The 20,556-nt window shown below is 45.2% G+C and carries 15 protein-coding genes and 4 pseudogenes; 7 read left to right on the top strand and 12 right to left on the bottom strand.

What is annotated here, in order from left to right:
- Window positions 1-133: 133 nt before the first annotated feature.
- The gene (locus XDD1_RS20270; protein WP_331710077.1) at window positions 134-322 is read right to left on the bottom strand and encodes a hypothetical protein; all 189 of its coding nucleotides are present in this window, start codon (window positions 320-322) and stop codon (window positions 134-136) included.
- A gap of 114 nt (window positions 323-436) precedes the next feature.
- A pseudogene (locus XDD1_RS20265) lies at window positions 437-751 on the bottom strand (IS630 transposase-related protein); the annotation flags it as partial.
- A gap of 60 nt (window positions 752-811) precedes the next feature.
- Between XDD1_RS20265 and XDD1_RS01085 the strand changes: the two are divergent.
- Window positions 812-1,950: pseudogene (locus XDD1_RS01085) on the top strand (IS3 family transposase); the annotation flags it as partial.
- A 61-nt stretch (window positions 1,951-2,011) separates the two neighbouring features.
- Window positions 2,012-3,049: an IS630 family transposase gene (locus XDD1_RS01080; protein ID WP_045968390.1), complete on the top strand. Its 1,038-nt coding sequence runs from the start codon at window positions 2,012-2,014 to the stop codon at window positions 3,047-3,049.
- A 3-nt stretch (window positions 3,050-3,052) separates the two neighbouring features.
- Here XDD1_RS01080 and XDD1_RS19050 read toward each other — a convergent pair.
- From XDD1_RS19050 to argC, 5 genes and pseudogenes are all read right to left on the bottom strand, one after another.
- Window positions 3,053-3,181 (bottom strand): annotated as a pseudogene (locus XDD1_RS19050) (IS1 family transposase); the annotation flags it as partial.
- 89 nt (window positions 3,182-3,270) lie between these two features.
- Window positions 3,271-4,653: an argininosuccinate lyase gene (gene argH / locus XDD1_RS01075; RefSeq protein WP_045968003.1), complete on the bottom strand. Its 1,383-nt coding sequence runs from the start codon at window positions 4,651-4,653 to the stop codon at window positions 3,271-3,273.
- Between the two features lie 39 nt (window positions 4,654-4,692).
- Entirely contained in the window at window positions 4,693-5,919 is a 1,227-nt protein-coding gene (locus XDD1_RS01070; protein ID WP_045968001.1) for an argininosuccinate synthase, read from the bottom strand.
- Between the two features lie 26 nt (window positions 5,920-5,945).
- Window positions 5,946-6,719 (bottom strand): acetylglutamate kinase, encoded by a 774-nt coding sequence (gene argB, locus XDD1_RS01065; RefSeq protein ID WP_045967999.1) that lies wholly within the window; start codon window positions 6,717-6,719, stop codon window positions 5,946-5,948.
- Between the two features lie 68 nt (window positions 6,720-6,787).
- Complete coding sequence (argC, locus tag XDD1_RS01060; protein WP_045967997.1) at window positions 6,788-7,792, bottom strand: N-acetyl-gamma-glutamyl-phosphate reductase; 1,005 nt, start codon at window positions 7,790-7,792, stop codon at window positions 6,788-6,790.
- A gap of 116 nt (window positions 7,793-7,908) precedes the next feature.
- On the opposite strand from argC, the gene argE reads away from it, so the two are divergent.
- Together argE and XDD1_RS01050 are read left to right on the top strand one after the other, a co-directional pair.
- Window positions 7,909-9,066, top strand: coding sequence for an acetylornithine deacetylase (argE, locus tag XDD1_RS01055; RefSeq protein WP_045967995.1), 1,158 nt, complete (start codon window positions 7,909-7,911; stop codon window positions 9,064-9,066).
- A gap of 269 nt (window positions 9,067-9,335) precedes the next feature.
- Window positions 9,336-9,821, top strand: coding sequence for a DMT family transporter (locus XDD1_RS01050; protein WP_045967993.1), 486 nt, complete (start codon window positions 9,336-9,338; stop codon window positions 9,819-9,821).
- A gap of 283 nt (window positions 9,822-10,104) precedes the next feature.
- Here the strand turns inward: XDD1_RS01050 and XDD1_RS01045 are convergent.
- Window positions 10,105-11,144 (bottom strand): annotated as a pseudogene (locus XDD1_RS01045) (IS630 family transposase).
- A gap of 254 nt (window positions 11,145-11,398) precedes the next feature.
- On the opposite strand from XDD1_RS01045, the gene XDD1_RS01040 reads away from it, so the two are divergent.
- Window positions 11,399-12,307, top strand: a complete 909-nt coding sequence (locus tag XDD1_RS01040) for a LysR family transcriptional regulator (protein WP_045967991.1) — start codon at window positions 11,399-11,401, stop codon at window positions 12,305-12,307.
- 359 nt (window positions 12,308-12,666) lie between these two features.
- Window positions 12,667-13,554 carry a methylenetetrahydrofolate reductase gene (gene metF / locus XDD1_RS01035; RefSeq protein WP_045967989.1) on the top strand — a complete coding sequence of 296 codons (888 nt, stop codon included), beginning with the start codon at window positions 12,667-12,669 and terminating at the stop codon, window positions 13,552-13,554.
- Window positions 13,555-13,629: 75 nt separating this feature from the next.
- Here the strand turns inward: metF and XDD1_RS01030 are convergent, their stop codons facing one another.
- The 3 genes from XDD1_RS01030 to XDD1_RS01020 form a co-directional block, all read right to left on the bottom strand.
- Complete coding sequence (locus XDD1_RS01030) at window positions 13,630-14,829, bottom strand: MFS transporter (RefSeq protein WP_045967986.1); 1,200 nt, start codon at window positions 14,827-14,829, stop codon at window positions 13,630-13,632.
- 199 nt (window positions 14,830-15,028) lie between these two features.
- Window positions 15,029-15,433 carry a hypothetical protein gene (locus tag XDD1_RS01025; RefSeq protein ID WP_052705622.1) on the bottom strand — a complete coding sequence of 135 codons (405 nt, stop codon included), beginning with the start codon at window positions 15,431-15,433 and terminating at the stop codon, window positions 15,029-15,031.
- Window positions 15,412-16,782: an MFS transporter gene (locus XDD1_RS01020; RefSeq protein ID WP_045967984.1), complete on the bottom strand. Its 1,371-nt coding sequence runs from the start codon at window positions 16,780-16,782 to the stop codon at window positions 15,412-15,414. The genes XDD1_RS01025 and XDD1_RS01020 overlap by 22 nt, the downstream gene beginning before the upstream one ends.
- 95 nt (window positions 16,783-16,877) lie before the next feature.
- Here XDD1_RS01020 and XDD1_RS01015 point away from each other — a divergent pair, with 95 nt between their 5' ends.
- Window positions 16,878-17,765 (top strand): LysR family transcriptional regulator, encoded by an 888-nt coding sequence (locus XDD1_RS01015; RefSeq protein WP_045967982.1) that lies wholly within the window; start codon window positions 16,878-16,880, stop codon window positions 17,763-17,765.
- Between the two features lie 66 nt (window positions 17,766-17,831).
- Here the strand turns inward: XDD1_RS01015 and ppc are convergent, their stop codons facing one another.
- Window positions 17,832-20,468, bottom strand: coding sequence for a phosphoenolpyruvate carboxylase (ppc, locus tag XDD1_RS01010; protein ID WP_045967980.1), 2,637 nt, complete (start codon window positions 20,466-20,468; stop codon window positions 17,832-17,834).
- Between the last annotated feature and the right edge of the window lie 88 nt (window positions 20,469-20,556).

Below are 20,556 nucleotides of genomic sequence, written 5' to 3'. Positions count from 1 at the left end.
ATCCAAATTAATGGAAAGAGTGGGAGAAACACTCGAACAAATTTTGCATTGGTCATATTGGCGGCGGCGACATCAATATTACGCACAACAATGCCATTATCGTCGTCGGGATAACCGCATGATTACAGAGCAATTACGACTGTAGTACTAACAAATCTTGTGTCATCCAGGCATGGAACACATCCGCATTAATATTCCCGGCAAACAAGCTTAAGGACACAAACGTCTTTTTGATAATGGCGCCAATGGCATTAATGCGGCCTTTGGCCTGCCAGTCGTGTGTCCCGAAACAGCGTTGCCCTTTTAACGAATAACCGCGCATTCGTGGCATTGACTGCTCAAAACCGTTTTCATCCAGATAGACAACCGGTTTGCCCGCCTGTTCATGATGACAAATACGCTCGATAAATCTCTGACGAGCCTGTTCGTCAGCCTGAGGGTGTTTTAACGTTTTTTTGACGGTGATATTCAGCCGTTTCAAGGCGTAATGGATAGCTGATTGTGAGACGCCCAGACGTTTTGCTCTTTCCCATTGGTAGTCATCGGGATAATTTTGGACATCAGTGATAAGTCTGTCGTCCCTGATTTTCGTGGGCGGTTTATCCCTTGTCATACAGGGTTCGATTTTATTGCACCACCGAAACAGAGTGCGGATAGAGACCTCAAAGTGGGCACTCGTTTGTTCGAACGTCAACGAATGCTTGTCCTTGTATTCCAGTACTCTTTTTCGGAAATCTAAGCTGTAGCCCATCTCAATTCTGCCTTGTCATTGGAATGGAGGTATTATGACACAGTATTATGATTCTGCTATATTCAAGGGCGGTCAACCGTTTTAGTTTGGCTTAGGAAGCATGGTCAGTTAGATTGGAGTTTGGGTTGTACACCTTTCCATCCTCAGGGGGCACCGATGACCATATCCTCCTCGCTCACACCCGAGCAACGGATAAAAGAACCTGAACAACAACTGACTGAAATGCAAAAGAAAGCCGAATTTTTTGAGGCGGTCGTGGCAGTTTTAAAACGCGACTATGGCGTCAGTCTCGTAAAAAAGCCACGAGGCAAGCCATCCAGGAGAAAAAAGTGACGGGCTTCAAGGTGGCGCAATGTTGCCGTTATCTGGGTATCACGCGACAGGCGTATTATCAGCAATGTCAGCGGGCAGCAATAAAGGCGAGACAGGAACAGGATGTGCTGATGCAAGTGCAGACAATACGCCTGAAGCAGCCCCGTATTGGAACGAGAAAGTTGCAGTATCTGCTCAATCAATCAGGGACATTAAAAATAGGCAGAGACAGTCTGTTCAATTTACTCAGGGCCCATCACCTGTTAGTGACGCCCAGACGGGCTTACCATAAAACAACGAACAGCCATCACCGTTTTTACTGTCACCCCAATTTACTCAAGGCCGGTCCCAATAAGATAACGCCGACGGGGCCAGAACAAGTCTGGGTGGCCGATATCACCTATCTTCCCGTGAAAACCGGGGAAGCTTATTTAAGTCTTATTACAGATGCCTGGTCACGTAAAATTGTGGGGTATCATGTGCACGATAACTTAAAAACAGATGCAGTCATCAAGGCGTATAAACAGGCCTTAAAAAGCCGAAAATGTCTCGAACAATCGCTGATCCATCATTCAGATAGAGGATTACAATATTGTTCAAAGCGCTATCAAGCGTTACACGAACACCATGAGGTCATCTGTTCGATGACCGACGGTTACGATTGCTATCAGAATGCGTTGGCAGAGCGTGTTAATGGTATCCTGAAAACCGAATTTTTACTCAGTAAACCCGCGGACCTTGAAGAAGCGGTGACACTGGTGAGTGAATCGATAGATATTTATAATCGGTATCGACCTCACTTAGCCCTAAAATATAAAACGCCCGATGAAGTACATCATCAGGCGTCAGTTATGAGTAAAATAAGTGTCAACGTATATCAGGACTAGATATACCAATCGCCATTGAAGATGCTTGATTTCTTATCCAAACCCGATCATGCTTGCAATCATGAAAATTCATCTGACACCAGAACAAAAACGTGCCCTCGAATTGATGCATGATACCACTCGTGATAGTCGAGTCTGTGATCGCATCAAGGCCGTGCTTTTGGCGTCAGAGGGCTGGACAGCTCAGATGATTGCTCAGGCCTTACGTATTCATGAAACTACGGTAAGCCGTCACCTAAAAGATTTCATCGCGCAGGAAAAACTCACCCCCGAAAATGGCGGTTCTGAAAGCCATCTCTCTGCCAAACAAACCGCCGATCTGGTTGATTATTTGACGGCAAATTTGCTGCATACGACCGCTCAAATTGTGGATTATGTACGAGCTCGTTGGCAGGTGTCTTTCAGCGTGGGAGGCATGACGAAATGGCTTCACCGACAAGGTTTCAGCTACAAAAAGCCAAAGGGCGTTCCTCATAAATTCGATGCGGATAAGCAGCAACAATTTATTGATGACTACCAGTCTCTGAAAGACCGGGCAGGTCAGAATGAACCTATCCTATTTATTGATGCGGTGCATCCTTCGCAGTCCACAAAGCTCAGCTATGGTTGGATGAAAGCGGGGAAAAATCAGGTAAAAGTGGTCGAAACCACCGGCAGTCGTACCCGTCTCAATCTTCTGGGCGCCCTCAATTTACAACGAATTGAAGACACCGTGATCCGTGAATACCCGAGTATCAATGCCGAAAATATCGCGTATTTTTTCGGCGCTATTAGAGAAACTTACCCACTTTCGCAAAAAATTCATATTATTCTGGATGGGGCGGGTTACCACCGGGCAGAATTGGTGAAAGAGGTGGCATATGTCCTTAATATTGAACTGCATTACCTACCGCCTTACAGCCCAAACCTCAATCCAATAGAGCGATTGTGGAAGTATATGAATGAGCAAGTACGTAACAATGTTTATTTTCCGGATGCGAAGACATTCCGTGAAACCCTTCGTCACTTTTTTCATGTCACTTTGCCAGAAAAAGCGAAAGAACTCACGACTAGACTGACTGACAACTTTCAGATTTTAAAACCTGCATCTTCAAGTTAGATTGGTATAGGTGAATTCCAGTTGCCAAGTATGGTGACAAGATTGACAGAGGTAACGTTGATGACCAGAACGGGAACGCCCATTACGATGAACGCTTTTAACAGCACGACAAGATGGGCAGATAACATCCAATCTTTGCCATCTGAATGTTCTCCAAATAAGCGTCAGTTATGAGTAAAATAAGTGTCAACGTATATCAGGACTAGACAGAGAGTTTTATATTAACGTTCTTTTCTCATTAACTGCTTTGCCTCTGCAATCGCTTGCTTCACCTGTTTTTGCGCTACGCCCCCTTTTGCCAGACGCTTGTCCAAACAGGATTGCAGCGATAAAACGTCATAGACGTCCACCGAAATAACCTGGCTAAATTTTTGCAATTCAAGCAGAGAAAGCTCTTCCAGTGCCTTACCCCTGCCAATCGCCGCAACGACAACTTCCCCCACAATGTGATGTGCCTCGCGGAATGGAACGCCTTTTGCCACCAGATAATCAGCCAACTCGGTTGCATTGGCATAGCCCTGTTTTGCCGCCTCCTTACAACGGGCATGTTTGACTTGAATGCCATCCAGCACCAATATCGCCATGTGCAAACAATCCAGCCAAGTATCCAGTGCATCAAACAAACCTTCCTTATCTTCCTGCATATCTTTATTGTAGGCGAGAGGCAGCCCTTTCAGCGTCATCATCATCCCCGTTAATGCGCCCTGAACCCGACCACACTTGCCACGGATAAGCTCCAGCGCATCCGGGTTTTTCTTCTGCGGCATCAGGGAAGAGCCGGACGTGACCCGATCTGACAACTCAACAAATCCGGCTTCTCCGCTATTAAAGAAAATCAGATCCTCAGCAAAACGCGAAAGGTGGATCATACTTATGCTCGCATCGGACAGCAGTTCCAGGACATGATCACGATCAGAAACACTGTCCAGACTATTGCGTGTCGCTGAGGCAAAACCGAGCCAGCCAGCCAGTTGCTCACGATCAATAGCATAAGCCGTTCCTGCCAACGCCCCGCATCCCAACGGGCTGACATCCAGCCGCCTTAAGGCGTCCTGCAACCGGGTTTCATCACGACTGAGCATTTCCACATACGCCAAACACCAATGGGCAAACGTGACCGGTTGCGCCCGCTGCAAATGGGTATAACCGGGCATAACAGCATCCTGATTATTTTCAGCCGTGAATACCAGCGCTTGTTGCAACTCAGCCAAGGCTTGCAGAATGTGGACGATCTGGTCTTTGCACCATAATTTCAGGTCAGTGGCAACCTGATCATTACGGCTGCGCCCCGTATGGAGTTTCTTACCCAAATCGCCCACTTTGGTGATAAGTTTCCCTTCTACCCAACTGTGAATATCTTCCGCATCGCTTTGCAAAATGGCCTTGGGATTGGCTCGCACTTCATCCAGTAGCTCATTTAACGCTGATTCCAGCTTTTGCTGCTCTTCGGAAGTTAACACTCCTACTGTCACCAATGCCTTTGACCAGGCAACCGAGCCAACAATATCCTGCTGCGCCAAACGATAATCAAAACGCAGTGAATCATTGAATTGCTTGAACCGCTGATCGGCTTCCTGACTGAAACGCCCGCCCCAAAGTGCCATAATCTCGTTCCTGTTTTTTCTCTAATTGATTGCCAAAAGTTAATTGCCCGAAAATGACTTTTTGCCGTTCAGTGCACGAATGCGTGAAGAAAGCGAATAGAGGCGAATAAACCCTTCGGCATGGCGATGATCGTAAACCTCATCTTCGCCAAACGTGGCGAACTCTTCAGAATAGAGGCTATTGGCTGATTTTTTCTGCACCGCCGTGACCTGCCCTTTATACAGTTTCAGGACAACTTCACCGCTGACACTGGCGGCCAACACTTCTGCTGCCGCTTGAATTGACTGGCGCAAGGGGGCAAACCAACGGCCATCATAAACAACATAAGACATTTCCAGTCCCAATTGTTGACGCCATTTGAAGCTATCGCGATCCAAAACCAGTTGTTCGATACCACGCAGCGCTTCCATCATGATGGTTCCGCCCGGTGTTTCATAACAACCACGGGATTTCATGCCGACCAGACGGTTTTCCACGATATCGATTCGGCCAATGCCATGTTTGGCACCCAAGCCATTTAACTGGTCAAGGCATTGATACGGTGACAGCGCCTGACCATTCACGCCCACCACTTCACCTTTTTCAACCGTCACCGTGACATATTCCGGTTTATCGGGTGCCGCTTCTGGTTCTACGGTCCACACCCAACAATCTGGATTGGCCGCATTCCACGTGCTTTCCAAAACCCCACCTTCGGTTGAAATATGCCACGCATTTTCGTCACGGCTATAAATTTTTTCCAGCGTTGCGGTTGTCGGGATATCACGCACTTTCAAATAATCCAGCAACGCTTCACGGGAACGCAGATCCCATTCCCGCCACGGGGCAACCACTTTCAGATACGGTGCCAATGCGGTATAAGTGCTCTCAAACCGAACCTGATCATTACCTTTGCCGGTTGCGCCGTGAGCGACGGCATCCGCACCGACTTTCAGTGCCAGTTCAACCTGTGCCTTGGCAATAATTGGGCGAGCCATTGACGTACCGAGCAGATAACTGCCCTCATAGAGAGCGCCGGTTTTCAGCACGGGATAAACATATTCTTTGATAAACGCTTCTCGCAGATCAACGACGTGGCATTCAGACGCACCGGAACGTAATGCCTTCTGCTCCACACCCTCCAGATCTTCGCGGCTTTGGCCGACATCCGCGACAAACGCAATCACTTCGCAATTGCCATAATGCTCTTTCAACCACGGAATAATGGCGGAAGTATCCAAACCACCGGAATACGCCAGAACAATTTTCTTAATGCTTTGAGTCATAGGGATAACCTTTTTAATTTTGTTTATTAAGCTGAAATTCGTGTGCCAATAGGGATGCCATTAAATAACGCAATCAACTGATCTGCATGGCGCCAGCTCGCAATATCCACGGGTTGTCCGAGTGTTTTTGCCGCCTCCAACGCGGCATTCACCTTCACTATCATGCCGTCGGTGATAATGCCTTGGTCGATGAGCTGCTCGATCTTCTCTGCCGTAGCTTCCGGGATTTTTTGCCCTTTCCCATCCAAAATACCGCTGACATCGGACAGCAAGATCAAATCCGCATTCAGCACTTGAGCGATGGCAGTCGCCGCTTGATCGGCATTCACATTCATCAGTTCACCCTGTTCAGTGATACCAATGGAGCTGATAATCGGCATATAGCCCAAATCCAGCAAAATTTTCAGCAGATCAGGTTTTCCCGCTTGCGCCTTTCCCGTGTGACCGAAGTCGGCATCAAGTTGAGAAACCTTCACGGTTCCACCATCCCCCAGACATAACCCGATGGCAGGCAGACGAGACTTTGTTGCCCATGCCAGCAATTTTTTGTTGGCGGTTCCGGCCAACGTTCCGGTAATAATGTCGATTTGATCCTCTGGCGTGATCCGCAGGCCTTGTTTCTTCAAAATGGGCATCTGCAATTGCTGCATCAGTTCATCAACCAGGCAACCACCGCCATGTACAATCACCAGCGGACGCCTGTGTGTTTTTCGGTATAACTGCAATGTGGTAAATAACCGTTCCAGCGCTTCTTCACTGTCTAACAACACACCACCCAACTTGATTACTAACGGCTCCATCGGATTTATCCTCTGTCGGTATTAATATCGGTAGGAATCTTAATTTTTCGGCATTCAGTCATTAGAAATTAAAGCAATGCCAGCGTTTCCTCATACCCCAAACGCATGTTCATACACTGTACTGCCTGTGCTGCTGCACCTTTCAACAAATTATCCTCCGCCCCCACGATAATCAGGTGCTGCCCCTGAACAGCAAAACCAATATCGCAGAATGGCAAACCCACCACCGCTTTCAACGCGGGAAACCCGTTGTCATATAAACGCACCAGTGGTTTATCATGATAGGCCTGCTGATAAGCCTCTCTCACTTGTGCTTCTGTCACACCCGATTTCAATTTACAGGTGATTGTGGCAAGAATACCGCGGGAGAAATTGCCCAAATGCGGGGTGAAAATCACTTCTGTCCCTAAATGGGTGGCAATTTCAGGTTGATGGCGATGGTTAAAAACCCCGTATGCTTGCAGGCTCACTTCACAAAAGCTATTTGTGATCGAGGCCTTCCGGCCCGCGCCACTGACACCACTCACCGCATTGATAACTGGCCACTGTTCTGTATCTAATAAATTTTGTTCAAGCAACGGCTTCAAGGCGAGTTGGGAAACTGTCGGGTAACAGCCGGGCACGGCAACCAATTGTGCTTGCTTGATTTTCTCTGCTTGCCACTCGGCCAACCCATATACTGCTTGCGCCAACCACGCAGCATTTTTATGTTCGAACCCGTAGTATTTTTTATAGAACTGTGTATTTTGTACGCGATAGGCACCGGATAAATCAAACACAATACATCCTGCTGCCAGAAATTCCGGGGCAATATCATGGCTGACTTCATGGGCAGTCGCGAGGAAGACCACATCAATCCCCTTTGCCGTCTCAATCACATCGGTCAACGGCTGTAAGGGTAAATCAAGTATTCCCTTATATTGAGGATAAAGTGCTGAAAAACATTTCCCCGCATCTAAACTTTGAGAAGAAACCCACAAGCTGGAAAGATGGACATAGGGATGACGTTGTAGATATGCTGCTAACTCAGCTCCGGTATAACCACTGGCACCTACTATCAGCGTATTCAACATGGGATTTATTCACCTTATAGTATTAACCCAATCGTATTAATTCCACCACCGAATTGCATTTGTATGCAATTAATTTGCATGAATATTGATACTATTATGAGTAAGGGCTGTCAACAGTGAATATGAAATTACCGTCTTTTATTAAATTATATCATCAGCTCATTGCAGCTCCTTCTATCAGTGCAACCGATGCTGAACTGGATCAAAATAATGAAGTTGTTATCAATCTGCTGGCGGAGTGGCTAACAGAGATCGGCTTCTCCATTGAAATTCAACCCGTCCCTGAAACGCGAGGCAAATTCAATCTGCTGGCAACCTTGGGCAGTGGTTCAGGGGGATTACTGCTATGCGGCCACACCGATACCGTTCCTTTTGATGCAGGGCGCTGGACCCAAGATCCCTTCACCCTGACCGAACGCGATGGCAAGTTATATGGGCTTGGCACGGCTGACATGAAAGGCTTCTTTGCTTTTATCATTGATGCTTTGCGGGATATTGATATCAGTAAGCTGTCTCATCCCCTTTATATTCTGGCTACCGCTGACGAAGAGACCTCCATGGCAGGCGCCCGTTACTTTGCTGCCAACACCAACATTCGGCCTGATTTTGCGATCATTGGCGAACCCACCTCATTACAGCCAATTCGCGCCCATAAAGGGCATATCGCCCCTGCGATCCGCATTGAAGGAAAATCAGGGCATTCCAGCGATCCGGCTCGCGGTGTCAATGCCATTGATCTTATGCACGAATCCATTACCCAACTGATAGCACTACGCCACACCTTACAAGAGCGCTACCACAATCCCGCGTTTGTCATCCCTTATCCGACCATGAATTTCGGTCATATTCACGGCGGTGATGCGGCAAATCGCATTTGCGCCTGCTGCGAGCTGCATATGGATATCCGCCCGCTGCCTGGATTGACCTTGCAGGATTTGGATGAATTGCTGAATGACGCACTGGAACCGGTAAAACAGCGCTGGCCGGGTCGCCTAAGCGTGACAGAACTTCATCCCCCCATTCCGGGCTATGAATGCCCGACAGACCACAAACTGGTCGGTGTGATTGAAAAACTGTTGGGAACGAAAGCCGATACCGTCAATTACTGTACGGAAGCGCCTTTTATTCAGGAATTGTGCCCAACATTAGTCTTAGGTCCGGGATCGATTGAACAGGCGCATCAGCCCGATGAATTTTTGGATATGGCGTTTATTGAACCCACAAGAAAACTGCTTTCACAGCTTGTAGAGCACTTTTGTTTGAGTGCAGCGTAATTCTCACTACCTATAACCCCGGTGGGTACATCGGGGTTTTTACAACTATTCATAATTTGAATAATTTTGTATTAAAAAAATGATTTCAATTCTTTTTATTAATATTTAATAATCACCACACCCTAAGGTCGTTACTTATCCAATAGGTACATCTTCACTCAAATATAGAAAAACATGCTTAGTATCACAGAGTCCTAGAACTCGATACTCAGCCAAGGAATATAGTTAAACATAATAAAGTGACTTAACATTAACTTGAGGCAATACCAATGACATCCCCTATCTCAATATCAACGGCCATTTTGGCATGTGGAGCGATTTTCGCCGGAGCTGTAGTACCACTTCAGGCTGGTGCCAATGCAGCATTAGGACGGAGTTTAGGGCATCCATTATGGGGAACAGTGGTATCACTTTTAGTGAGTTTATTAGCTGTTATTCCTGTTTTCCTAACAATGAGAGTACCAACGCCACAAATTACTCAGGTAATAAATTTACCTATATGGTCTTGGTTCGGTGGTATTGCTGGAGTTATCTACATTACCGCTGCGATTATTCTAACGCCACAATTAGGCGCAACTAACTTCATTATATGTGTGATAACAGGACAAATTATTGTATCTGCACTGGTTGACCATTTTGGATTAATGGGATTACCTATTAAGGAAGTGAATTTCGGGAGAATCTTTGGGATAGTGTTAATTTTTTCTGGTGTTTTTGTGGTGCAATATTTCACGACTAATGCTAATAAATTTTGAAATTTTTAATTATGAGAAAATTGACATTCAGGAATTTAATTAAAATAATCACGCTTTACAAGAAAGGAATTATTTTAAACTCTGATTTTTTCTCACATAATAGATAATTTACTACGTCAGCAATACAACCATATTTTATAAGGTATAAAAACAGTTGAATAATCACTCAAATAGCAATACTATCGAATTCTGACAATAAATTACGTATATTTTATTACGCTTAACTCTACTGTCTTCTTGTAGATATTTTTCTCTTGAGTTGATGAAATTTCTAAATGCCTTTTCATAATGCTGAGACTCTGATATTTCTGATTCCTTTCAACGTCTTTTTTCCTGACGCCGTTTTTAAAAAAATTTTCACATTTTTAATCAGTTGCCACATAAATTGGCAACCATGATTACGGGTAACCGTTTCATGTAACGATTGCCATAACCGCTCTATTTTGTTCAACCAGGGCGAATAAACCGGAAGGAATAAAAGTGTCACGCTTGGATTCTGTCGTAACCACGCTTTTACTGACTTACTTTTATGAATAATGTAGTTGTCTAAAATCACGGTGAGCGTTTCTGCGTGACGATATTGGCGTTTTAATTCTTCTAACGTATTGATAAATAATTGAGCGCTTTTCTTCATGTAACCCGTAAAAACAATTTTGTTGGTCCGGACATCAAGACAACCCGCAACGTAGTATTTTTGATTTTTTACCCGGCGTATTAATGCGTTTTTGCTGGGCTTTAAAATACCAGCCCGCCCCGATTTTCGGGTTCAAGTGAATATCCCTTCATCTTCATAAACAACAGGATGTTTCTCTGACGCCGGGGAAGCGCTTCGGTAATGCGGGCCATTTTTTTTCATATTTCGGGAACGGGTACTTGAATGGCGGGGCCGCTCTTCTTCAGAAAATCCCTTGTTGACGAAAAAAGGGAAAAGGCGTGGTCATTGAAGGGGGATTTTAAGAACCTTTTGATTAAAAAAACAAAAAGGCCAGGGTCCATTGGGGAAACAGAATAACCGAACTGTTGGGGAAATAGTTCAATAAAAAAGAAAAAAAAAGGCAAAAGGGGGGTTAAATGCCATCGGGTATGGCGGCCTGCCGGTAAACTGAGTAACCCCATCCATCCCAGCTCCCTAAACCGCTTAATCCAGCGCCAGACAGAAGACTCAGCGCAACACAGTTTATCGGCCACTTGGGAGACCGGCTCTCCTTGGCATAACCAGAGTATGCCCATGATCCGGCGGGCATAATTTTTATCTGTGGTTTTTTGAACGACTTTTTTCATCTGGCGCCGTTCATTTCGGGAGGTTGGTGGTAAGATAAGCATAACTCAGTCCTTCCTTTTGCGGTTTCTTTTATTGCAATCAAGACATTCGCAAAAATAGGACTGAGTTTCTTTGAGACTCCTACCATTTTGGCAAGCCATTTAGTATCTGATGAGTATACCCTCAGTTATTAAACTGTAAATATACCCAGTATATTCTAATTTGTGATCTATATTTTACTTATTTAAAAACCATCTATAATTATAAGTTAACTTAATGTATTTTATTAAAAATTTTAAATTCCATTATAATAAATATGAATAATCTACGAAATGTTGACCTTAATCTATTAGTTACTCTGCAGGTATTATTAATCGAAAAGCATATTACTCGTACAGCAAATCGGCTACATAAGAGTCAACCCGCAATCAGTCATGCACTTGCAAATTTACGTAACCTGTTTAATGACCCCTTATTAGTTCGTCGCTCTGGTAAGCTCGAACTAACAACCCGAGCTCAAGAATTACTCATACCTCTTCGTGAGATTTTGGGGCAAATTCATACCTTGATTGAGCCTCCATTATTTGATCCAACTCAGACAAAAAGAACATTCCGTTTATCTATGTCAGACTATGGAGCCCGTGTTTTACTGCCAACTTTAATTCGAACATTCCGCGTTATTGCTCCCAATATTGAACTATCCATAAGTCAAACTAGTAGAGAGTCGATGCTTGTTGATGTAGTAGATAGCGAAATTGATCTCGCTTTCGGCGTATTCCCCCAAAAAATGCCTGAAGATTTGCATGCTCATATCTTATTTACCGAAAAGTTTTCCTGTCTCGCTGATGCTTCAACTATTCCAAAAAATGGATACCTTGATAGAAATTCTTGGCTGGCACGTCCCCATGTATCTGTAGCTATGCGTGCAGGCGTTGAAGACGATATCGATCGTGTTTTATCAAAAGAAGGTTTACATAGACAAATTAGAGTACAACTACCTCATTGGGGAATAGCCCGTGACATCATTTCCGGAACTGATTTAATTCTCACAGTGGCTCACCGTAGTTTGGTTAGCGTAGAAAATGACCCTAGCTTACAGATATTTGCGCCACCATTCGATATCGCTCCTTTTGATTTTAAAATGGTTTGGCACAAGCGGCGAGAAATAGATACTGCCCATTGTTGGTTAAGACAGATAATCATGCGTCTTGTGAACAATAATTAGCACATAAGTTATTTTCTTAGAATATTATTACTTTTATAGGCATTAATTATTAATACCTGTTTATCCTTCCTGTCGTGTTCCCCAATTGTACGTTTTCGACCAATCATCTGATGTATAGCCGCTATAGTCATTACTTAATCCTGCTGTTTAATCAGTAGGATTAACTGCCACATTCCCCCAACATGAATTTCTTTCCTGATCACTTTGAATATTCCTCATTGGGAATAAGCCATTTCCCGATTGACTAAAAACACAGCTTCGCGCATTCTATTTGGACATCTAAACGTATAGACATACAAACATTTAAACATCTAAAGGTAAGCGGATAAAAATTCCGCTTGTTCATGAGGGCACAGGGTATGAGTTTTTTTCACGCTAATCAGCGAGAAGCGCTGAATCAGAATCTGGCTGAACTTGAAGGGCAAATTCGTGTTTCCTTTGAATTCTTTCCACCCAGCACGACTGAGATGGAACAAACCCTGTGGAAATCCATTGATCGCTTGAGCAAGCTGAAACCTAAATTTGTTTCCGTCACCTATGGTGCCAACTCTGGCGAACGCAATCGCACTCATAGCATCATCAAAGGCATTAAAGAAAAAACGGGGCTTGATGCGGCTCCACACCTGACTTGCATTGATGCCAGCCGCGAAGAACTGCGCAACATTGCCCATGATTATTGGCAAAATGGCATTCGTCATATCGTGGCATTGCGGGGTGATTTACCGGCTAACGGTGGTAAGCCAGAAATGTATGGATCTGATTTGGTTGGACTTTTAAAACAAGAAGCGGATTTTGATATCTCCGTTGCGGCTTATCCAGAAGTGCATCCAGAAGCGAAAAGCGCGCAGGCCGACCTGATTAATTTAAAGCGTAAAATTGATGCCGGTGCCAATCGCGCTATTACCCAATTCTTTTTTGATGTAGAGAGTTATCTGCGTTTTCGCGATCGCTGTGTCGCAACGGGAATTGACGTAGAAATTGTGCCAGGCATTTTGCCCGTCTCAAACTTCCGTCAGTTACAACGGTTTGCCACCATGACCAATGTTCGTATTCCAAGCTGGATGACCAGAATGTTTGAAGGATTGGATGACGATCCGGAAAGCCGCAACTTGGTCGGTGCATCAATTGCAATGGACATGGTAAAAATCCTCAGTCGTGAGGGTGTGAAAGATTTTCATTTTTATACCCTGAACCGGGCGGAATTGAGTTATGCCATCTGCCATACATTGGGGGTTCGTCCTGTATAAATTCACTATTCAGTTGATAAAAAAGGGGAATAACAACAGCCTGCGCGAATTTATACTTTCAAGCATGAGGGCTGTTCACATTCCCTGTAGTTCTCGACTTTTGATAAAAAACATAGTGAGAAACACTACAATCATCACAATACCCACAATATTCAAAATCCCCCAGCCTGCCTGATAACTCATTACAGCGCCGACAGATAAAGAGGCAAACATATTAGACAAATAAGTAATCAGTGAATTGAATCCCTGCAATTTATGCTTGAATGGACTATTAATAAATCCATTCAATAAAAACGTTCCACCGTTAAACATTAATGCCCAACCGAGACCGACAAAAATCAGCGAAAACAGAAAACCGAGTTTTTCATCCCAGTAAACAGCGATAGCCATACCGATGAGAAAAAACACAGCCCCCGACATAATCAAATTCACCGTTTTAAACTTATCCACCAAAAATGGCAGAATCAAAGCAGGGGCGTACATAGCAAAAAAATGCCATTGCAAAACAACTGCACTGTCTTCAATGGAAAATTGTTTATGTAGCATCGCTAACGGAGTCGCATTCATCAATAATGTCATCAGGGAAAAACCTACCGCGCAGCTCCCCGTCGCCAGCAAAAATAACTTCGATTTTAACAGACTGGCAAAATCATCGTTCTGATTATTACCCTTGTTTGTCAAAAGGATAATTTTCTCTTTTTGCACGACAGGAAGGCGGATAAAGAGCTGTGTTATCAATGTCAGGCCACATATCATGGCAGAGAGGAAAAATGCGCCCAAAAAGTGATAATCCGGTAACAAGTAAGCCCCTTTTGTAGCAATATAGGGTCCCAATACCCCACCAATCACGCCGCCACCAATAATCAATGAGATGGCTTTTTTCTTGCTGGAAGCGTCATCAAAAACCTCAGCCGCGGCAAAGCGGTAGTATTGATTAAAAACGGTTGATCCTCCCAAAATAAAAGTTCCTAACGTGAAAAAAGCAAAAGATTGATAGACAATCGCCATTCCCGCCAATCCACTTCCCACTATTCCAATCAAGTTGCCAATAACAAAAGCATTTCTTCTGCCATATTTTTCCATCAGTGTTGCAGCGTAATAAACCATCAATGCTGCGCCGCACACCGTGGCTGTCACTGGCAATGTTGATAGAAAATCAGTGGGTGACAATTTATGACCCACTAACGTTGAGGTGAGCGTTAATAAAGAAATGATGGTTCCAGTAAGACCTTGCCCGATAAAAAGTAAGAATATATTCAGATAATTTTTGTGCATTATCACTGTTCATCATTCGACAAAAAGAAATGATGCAGTTTTATCCTATTTTTTTATTCTAAATAAGAGGGGGTTATCAGAAATGTGAAGGGTATCTTTCTTCAACAAATTAAAACTAAAAAAGCCGAACGGTTTCCCACTCGGCTTTTGGCACTCAAAAAACTAAAAATCGCCAATCTTGCACATTTCCACAGCAACCTCATTCAGCAATAGCCGTCTCATGCAAATAACGCCAACGAGGGTGCCCATCAATATATGAAATACTCACAACTGACCAACGACTATGCGTATTTCCATCTCTGGTATGTTTTTCACGATAGCGTAAAACGACACACTGTTCGTTTGATGTAATGACTTCACATTCATCAATCTCGATTTTTAGTCCAGGTCGGGAACCAATGTTTAGCCTAAACATCGTTTTTACTTGGTCTAAGGTCATATATTGCCCTGACGTCGTTATCATGGCGAAATCAGAGGCAAAGCTATTCAACAACTTATTCAGTGTTCCAGACTCTTGTTGTAAGTGATTGGTAAAAACATTTTCAATCCATTGGTGTAGTTCAATAACACTTTGTTGAGCCACTAATTCTCGTTCCGTTTGCATACCTTCTCCACACGTTTTTTCAGTTGATTTAATCCGATTAATGGCAATAGACCCAATATCGCAGCAAGAACAAAAGTAAGGTGATACGCATAAGTAGAAATAAATTTCTGCTGCAATACATTAAAAATCATCGTGAACAGTGCCGCGCCTATACTGAATGATATTTGACGATTAAGGTTCCAAATAACGCTGGCACGGGATAATTGTTCGCCCGCAAAATCGATCAGCGCCGTTGTCTGTGCGGTATTAGCGCCAATGCCGCCACCGATGCCCATCAGTAAATAAGCGGCAACCAGACCAAACAGATCATGGCTATGATTAATCGTGCTCAAGAGCGCAATCCCAACAGCATGAAGTATCAAGCCACACAGAAATAAACGATAAGCACCTAAGCGGTTATACACTTTTCCACAAACCAATATCGCACCAAATGCACCAACCGCATATAAGATCATCAGAGAACCGGTTTTTTCTGCCGACCATCCCAATTGCTGTTGAAGATAAAAAATATTCAGCAGGTTAACGCCGGTAAATACACCCGGTATTGCGTGATATATCCACACAGAAAAACACATACGTGTATTTTTCATTATCGCCAAATCTAAAATCGCATCTTGTACATGGCGATAATGCCGTATGTAAAATACCGTGAATAAGCCGCCACAGAATAATGCAATGAATGGCAGCCACTGAGATGTGGAATCAGCATAGGCAGACAAGCCAACCAAGAGACAAACCAAAACCAGACTCACCAATAACAATCCCTTGAGATCCGGTTTACGGGCAACGATTTTTTCATTATTACCCAGCCAAATGAACGAAAGTATTGATGCGAGTAAACTGAAAGGGATATTGCTAAGAAATACCCAGCGCCAACTATAGTGATCTACAATTGCGCCCCCCAAACTGGGAGAAATTGCGGGGGCAATCAGCGCAACTGACATCACTAAGGTCGAGATTTTTGCCCGTTCATGTTGCTTAAACAAGCTAAAGGTTAATGCTTGCCCCACGGGGATGATTAAACCGCCTCCCAATCCCTGAACAAAACGCCACCCAATCAGGCTATAAAAATTTTCGGCCAGACCAGAAAATAGTGCTGCAAGAGAAAAAAGGAGCATGGAGACTGACATAATCTGCCGTGTACCAAAGCGTTCAGCCAACCAACTACTGATAGGTATAATCAGGGTTAAGCCCAAAATATAACTGTTTGCAACCCAAGCAACGTGGGATTCAGACACCGACATTTGGTTGGCAATATCCGGCAGCGCAATGGCCGACATAAAAATATTGACGCAGTCTATAAAAAAACCAAGTAAAAATATCAAGGCTATACGATAGCGATAAGTCATTGTTTTTCCTCCGTTGCCGGAGTTTAAGTGCTGTTGACTCACCGCGTCTATTCATCTATTTTAAACACTGAATTTCATTTAATTTAACAATTAAAATGCACCCTCACCTTAACCGAATACAAACTTTCCTCGCGGTCGTAGAGTGTGGTTCTTTTACACGTGCCGCAGAACGCCTTTTTATCAGCAAAGCCGTAGCCAGTATTCACGTGAAAGTGCTTGAAGAGGCGTTAAATGTGCCATTATTGATACGCAATACGCGGGGAATTGCACTGACGGAAGCGGGGAACGCATTTTATCAAGACTTTAAGGCGATATTTGATAATATCCAGAATGCCTTTGATCATGTGGCTGAACGGCATCATTCATTAACGGGCAAATTACGTCTTACTTCCACGGCCGAGTTTGGTGAAAAATTTCTGCTTCCTCTCATCAGCCAATTTTGCTCGCTTCATCCTCAACTTGAGATAAGCTATTTTGCAGATTCGGCGTTGAATGATTTAATTACCGAACGGATTGATTTGGCAATTCGGCTGGGTACGCTAAACGATTCTTCCCTGAGAAGCCGGCGTTTAGGCAGCTATGGTATTCAGCTCGTCGCTGCTCCGGTTTGGCTTAAACAGAATCCCATTGCTAAACCGACTGATCTCAATAAAGTTAATTGGATTGCCAATAGCAATTTACAACACCCAACACAGTGGGAACTCAAACACCCAACCTATCCCGCTCTTACCATTCGTGGCAAAGCCAAATATATCTCTAATTCGCCCTCTGCCATACGCGCTTTGGTCATATCCGGTCTCGGTGTTGCGGTTTTGCCAGACTGGATAATCGATGCTGATCTAAAATCCGGCAAGTTAGTGCCATTATTTCCCGAATACCCATTACCGCAGCAGGATATCACCGCGATATTTCCCAATAACGCCCAGCTTCAACGTAAGAGCCGTGTGTTTATTGATTATTTGCTGGAAAATTTAACCCTGTAATGCAGGAGCATGATAAGCAAAAAGCCGAACGGTTTCCCATTCAGCTTTTATGATTCAGAAAACGTACTACCCCGTATTACGCATTCCCGCTGCAACGCCGGCAATGGTTACCATCAGCGCCTGCTCAAGATGGGGATCAGGGTTTTCCTGCTGGCGGGAACGCTGTAATAGTTCGGCCTGAAGTACGTTCAACGGATCGGTATAGACGTTACGCAAGGCGATGGATTCAGCGATCCACGGCAAATCTGCCATCAGTTGCTCATCCTGCGCAATGGTCAGTACCGTTTTGATATCCTGTGCCAGTTGGTCACGCAATTTTATGCCCAACGGCCAGAGTTTCGGTTCTACCAAACGCTGATCGTAGTATTCAGCTAACCACAAATCGGCTTTGGCAAACACCATCTCCAGCATGGCAATACGGGTATTGAAAAATGGCCAGTCGCGACACATATCGGTTAATACTGGCAATTTACCTGCATCAATCACCTGTTGCAGCGCTGCACCCGCCCCCAGCCATGCCGGCAGCATCAGGCGGTTTTGTGTCCAGGCAAATATCCACGGGATCGCGCGCAAACTTTCGACACCCCCGGTCGGGCGCCGTTTCGCCGGGCGCGAACCCAACGGCAGTTTGGCTAACTCTTGCTCCGGTGTGGCGGCCCGAAAATAGGGCACAAATTCCGGTTGCTCACGCACATAATCACGGTACATGTCGCAGGAAACCGCCGAGAGCGTATCCATAATCTGCTGCCATTCTGGTTTCGGCTCCGGTGGTGGCAATAAGTTGGCTTCCAGGATCGCACTGGCATACAAGGCCAAGCTGCTGATCGTCACCTGCGGCAAACCAAACTTAAAGCGGATCATTTCCCCTTGTTCCGTGACGCGCAACCCGCCTTTCAGACTGCCCGGCGGTTGGGAGAGCAAAGCCGAATGAGCCGGAGCACCGCCACGGCCAATGGTACCGCCACGCCCGTGGAACAGCGTCAGCGTCACGCCCTCTTTTTCACACACTTTGATTAACGCATCCTGCGCCCGGTATTGCGCCCACGACGCCGCCATCACCCCGGCATCTTTGGCCGAATCGGAGTAACCTATCATCACCATCTGCTTGTCCTTAATCAGACTGCGATACCACTCAATCCCCAGAAGTTGCCGGATCACGCTTTCGGCATTGTTCAGGTCATCAAGGGTTTCGAACAGGGGAGCGACAGGCAATGACAGTGGGCATCCCGCTTCTTTCAGCAACAATTTCACCGCCAGCACATCAGAAGGGACTTTCGCCATGGAAATCACATAAGCGGCAATCGAATCTTGCGGTGACTCTGCAATCACTTTGCAGGTAGCGAAAACCTCTTGCGTGTCTGCGCTGGGTTGCCAATCACGCGGGATCAACGGGCGTTTTGACTGCAATTCCCGCAACAGGAACGCCTGTTTTTCGGCTTCCGGCCAGCTTGCATAATCGCCCATGGCCAGATATTGCGTTAGCTCAGCAATGGCATCGCGATGGCGGGTGCTTTCCTGCCGGATATCAATGCGCACCAAAGACAAACCAAAGCAACGGATGCGGCGCAAGGTATCCAGCAGTTGCCCGTTCGCAATAATTTCCATGCCGCAATTTTTCAGGGATTGATAACAGGCATAGAGCGGTTGCCATAGCTGTTCGTTATGCAGGAGCAGATCGGCGGGAGGCAGGGCTTGCTCACCTTTAAGGCATTTTTCCAGATAGACCAGCGTGTTACCTAACTGCGTCCGCAGTCGTTTGGCAATTTCACGATAAGGCTCCAGAACCTGCTCCCCTCCCGCCATTTGGCGAAGCTCAGGCGTACACTCCGACATGGAGAGTTCAGAAACCAAAACCTGAATATCTTTCAGGAACAGATCGGCGGCTTTCCAACGACTCAGCAGTAAGACATGGCGGGTAATTTCGGCGGTAACGTTGGGATTACCGTCACGATCGCCCCCCATCCACGAAGTGAAACGTACCGGCACCGCTTCCACCAGCAAACTATAACCAAGGGATTCTTCCAGTTGTTCATTGAATTCACGCAGGAAAGCCGGCACACCTTCCCACAAACTGTTTTCGACCACGGCAAAACCCCATTTGGCTTCATCAATCGGGGTGGGGCGGTTCTTGCGGATCTCATCGGTATGCCATGATTGGGCAATCAACTGACGTAATCGGCGCATGATGTTAGTGCGCTCATAATCCGCCAGATCATCATGATCAAGCTGTGCCAGACAACCATTAACTTCAACCAACTTATGGATCAGGGTGCGGCGGGCGATTTCGGTCGGATGAGCGGTCAGAACCAGTTCAATGGCCAGCGCATTGACCGCGTTGATCAAATCATCATTGCTGAATTGTTTGTCTTTGAGCCGATTAAATAATGCCGCCAGCGCGACCGGATTACTGGCCGCTTCACCGTGTGGCGAAATGCTGTGGTATTGTTCGGCAACGTTGGTCAGATTCAAAAACTGGTTAAATGCACGAGCAACCGGTAATAATTCATCATTGGATAAATTTTCCAGCGTCGATAAAAGCTGTTGACGATGGATTCCGTTACCCGCGCGGGATGATTTAGATAATTTCCTGATGGTTTCAACTTTATCAAGAATATCTTCTCCCAACGCCTCCTTAATGGTGTCGCCCAGCAACTTACCGAGCATACTGACATTACTTCGCATTGCGGAATATTGTTGATTCATAGGGTTCCTGGCCTTGTGTTGCGGTATATCACCCATTGCGCCAGCGGACTGGCGCAATCGGCATCTTGTTTAGATGTTAATCTACCAG

The organism is Xenorhabdus doucetiae (genome assembly GCF_000968195.1).
GTDB classification, from domain to species: domain Bacteria; phylum Pseudomonadota; class Gammaproteobacteria; order Enterobacterales; family Enterobacteriaceae; genus Xenorhabdus; species Xenorhabdus doucetiae.
Note: the sequence above shows the minus strand (reverse complement) of the source record. Positions and strands in the feature narration are given on the sequence as shown.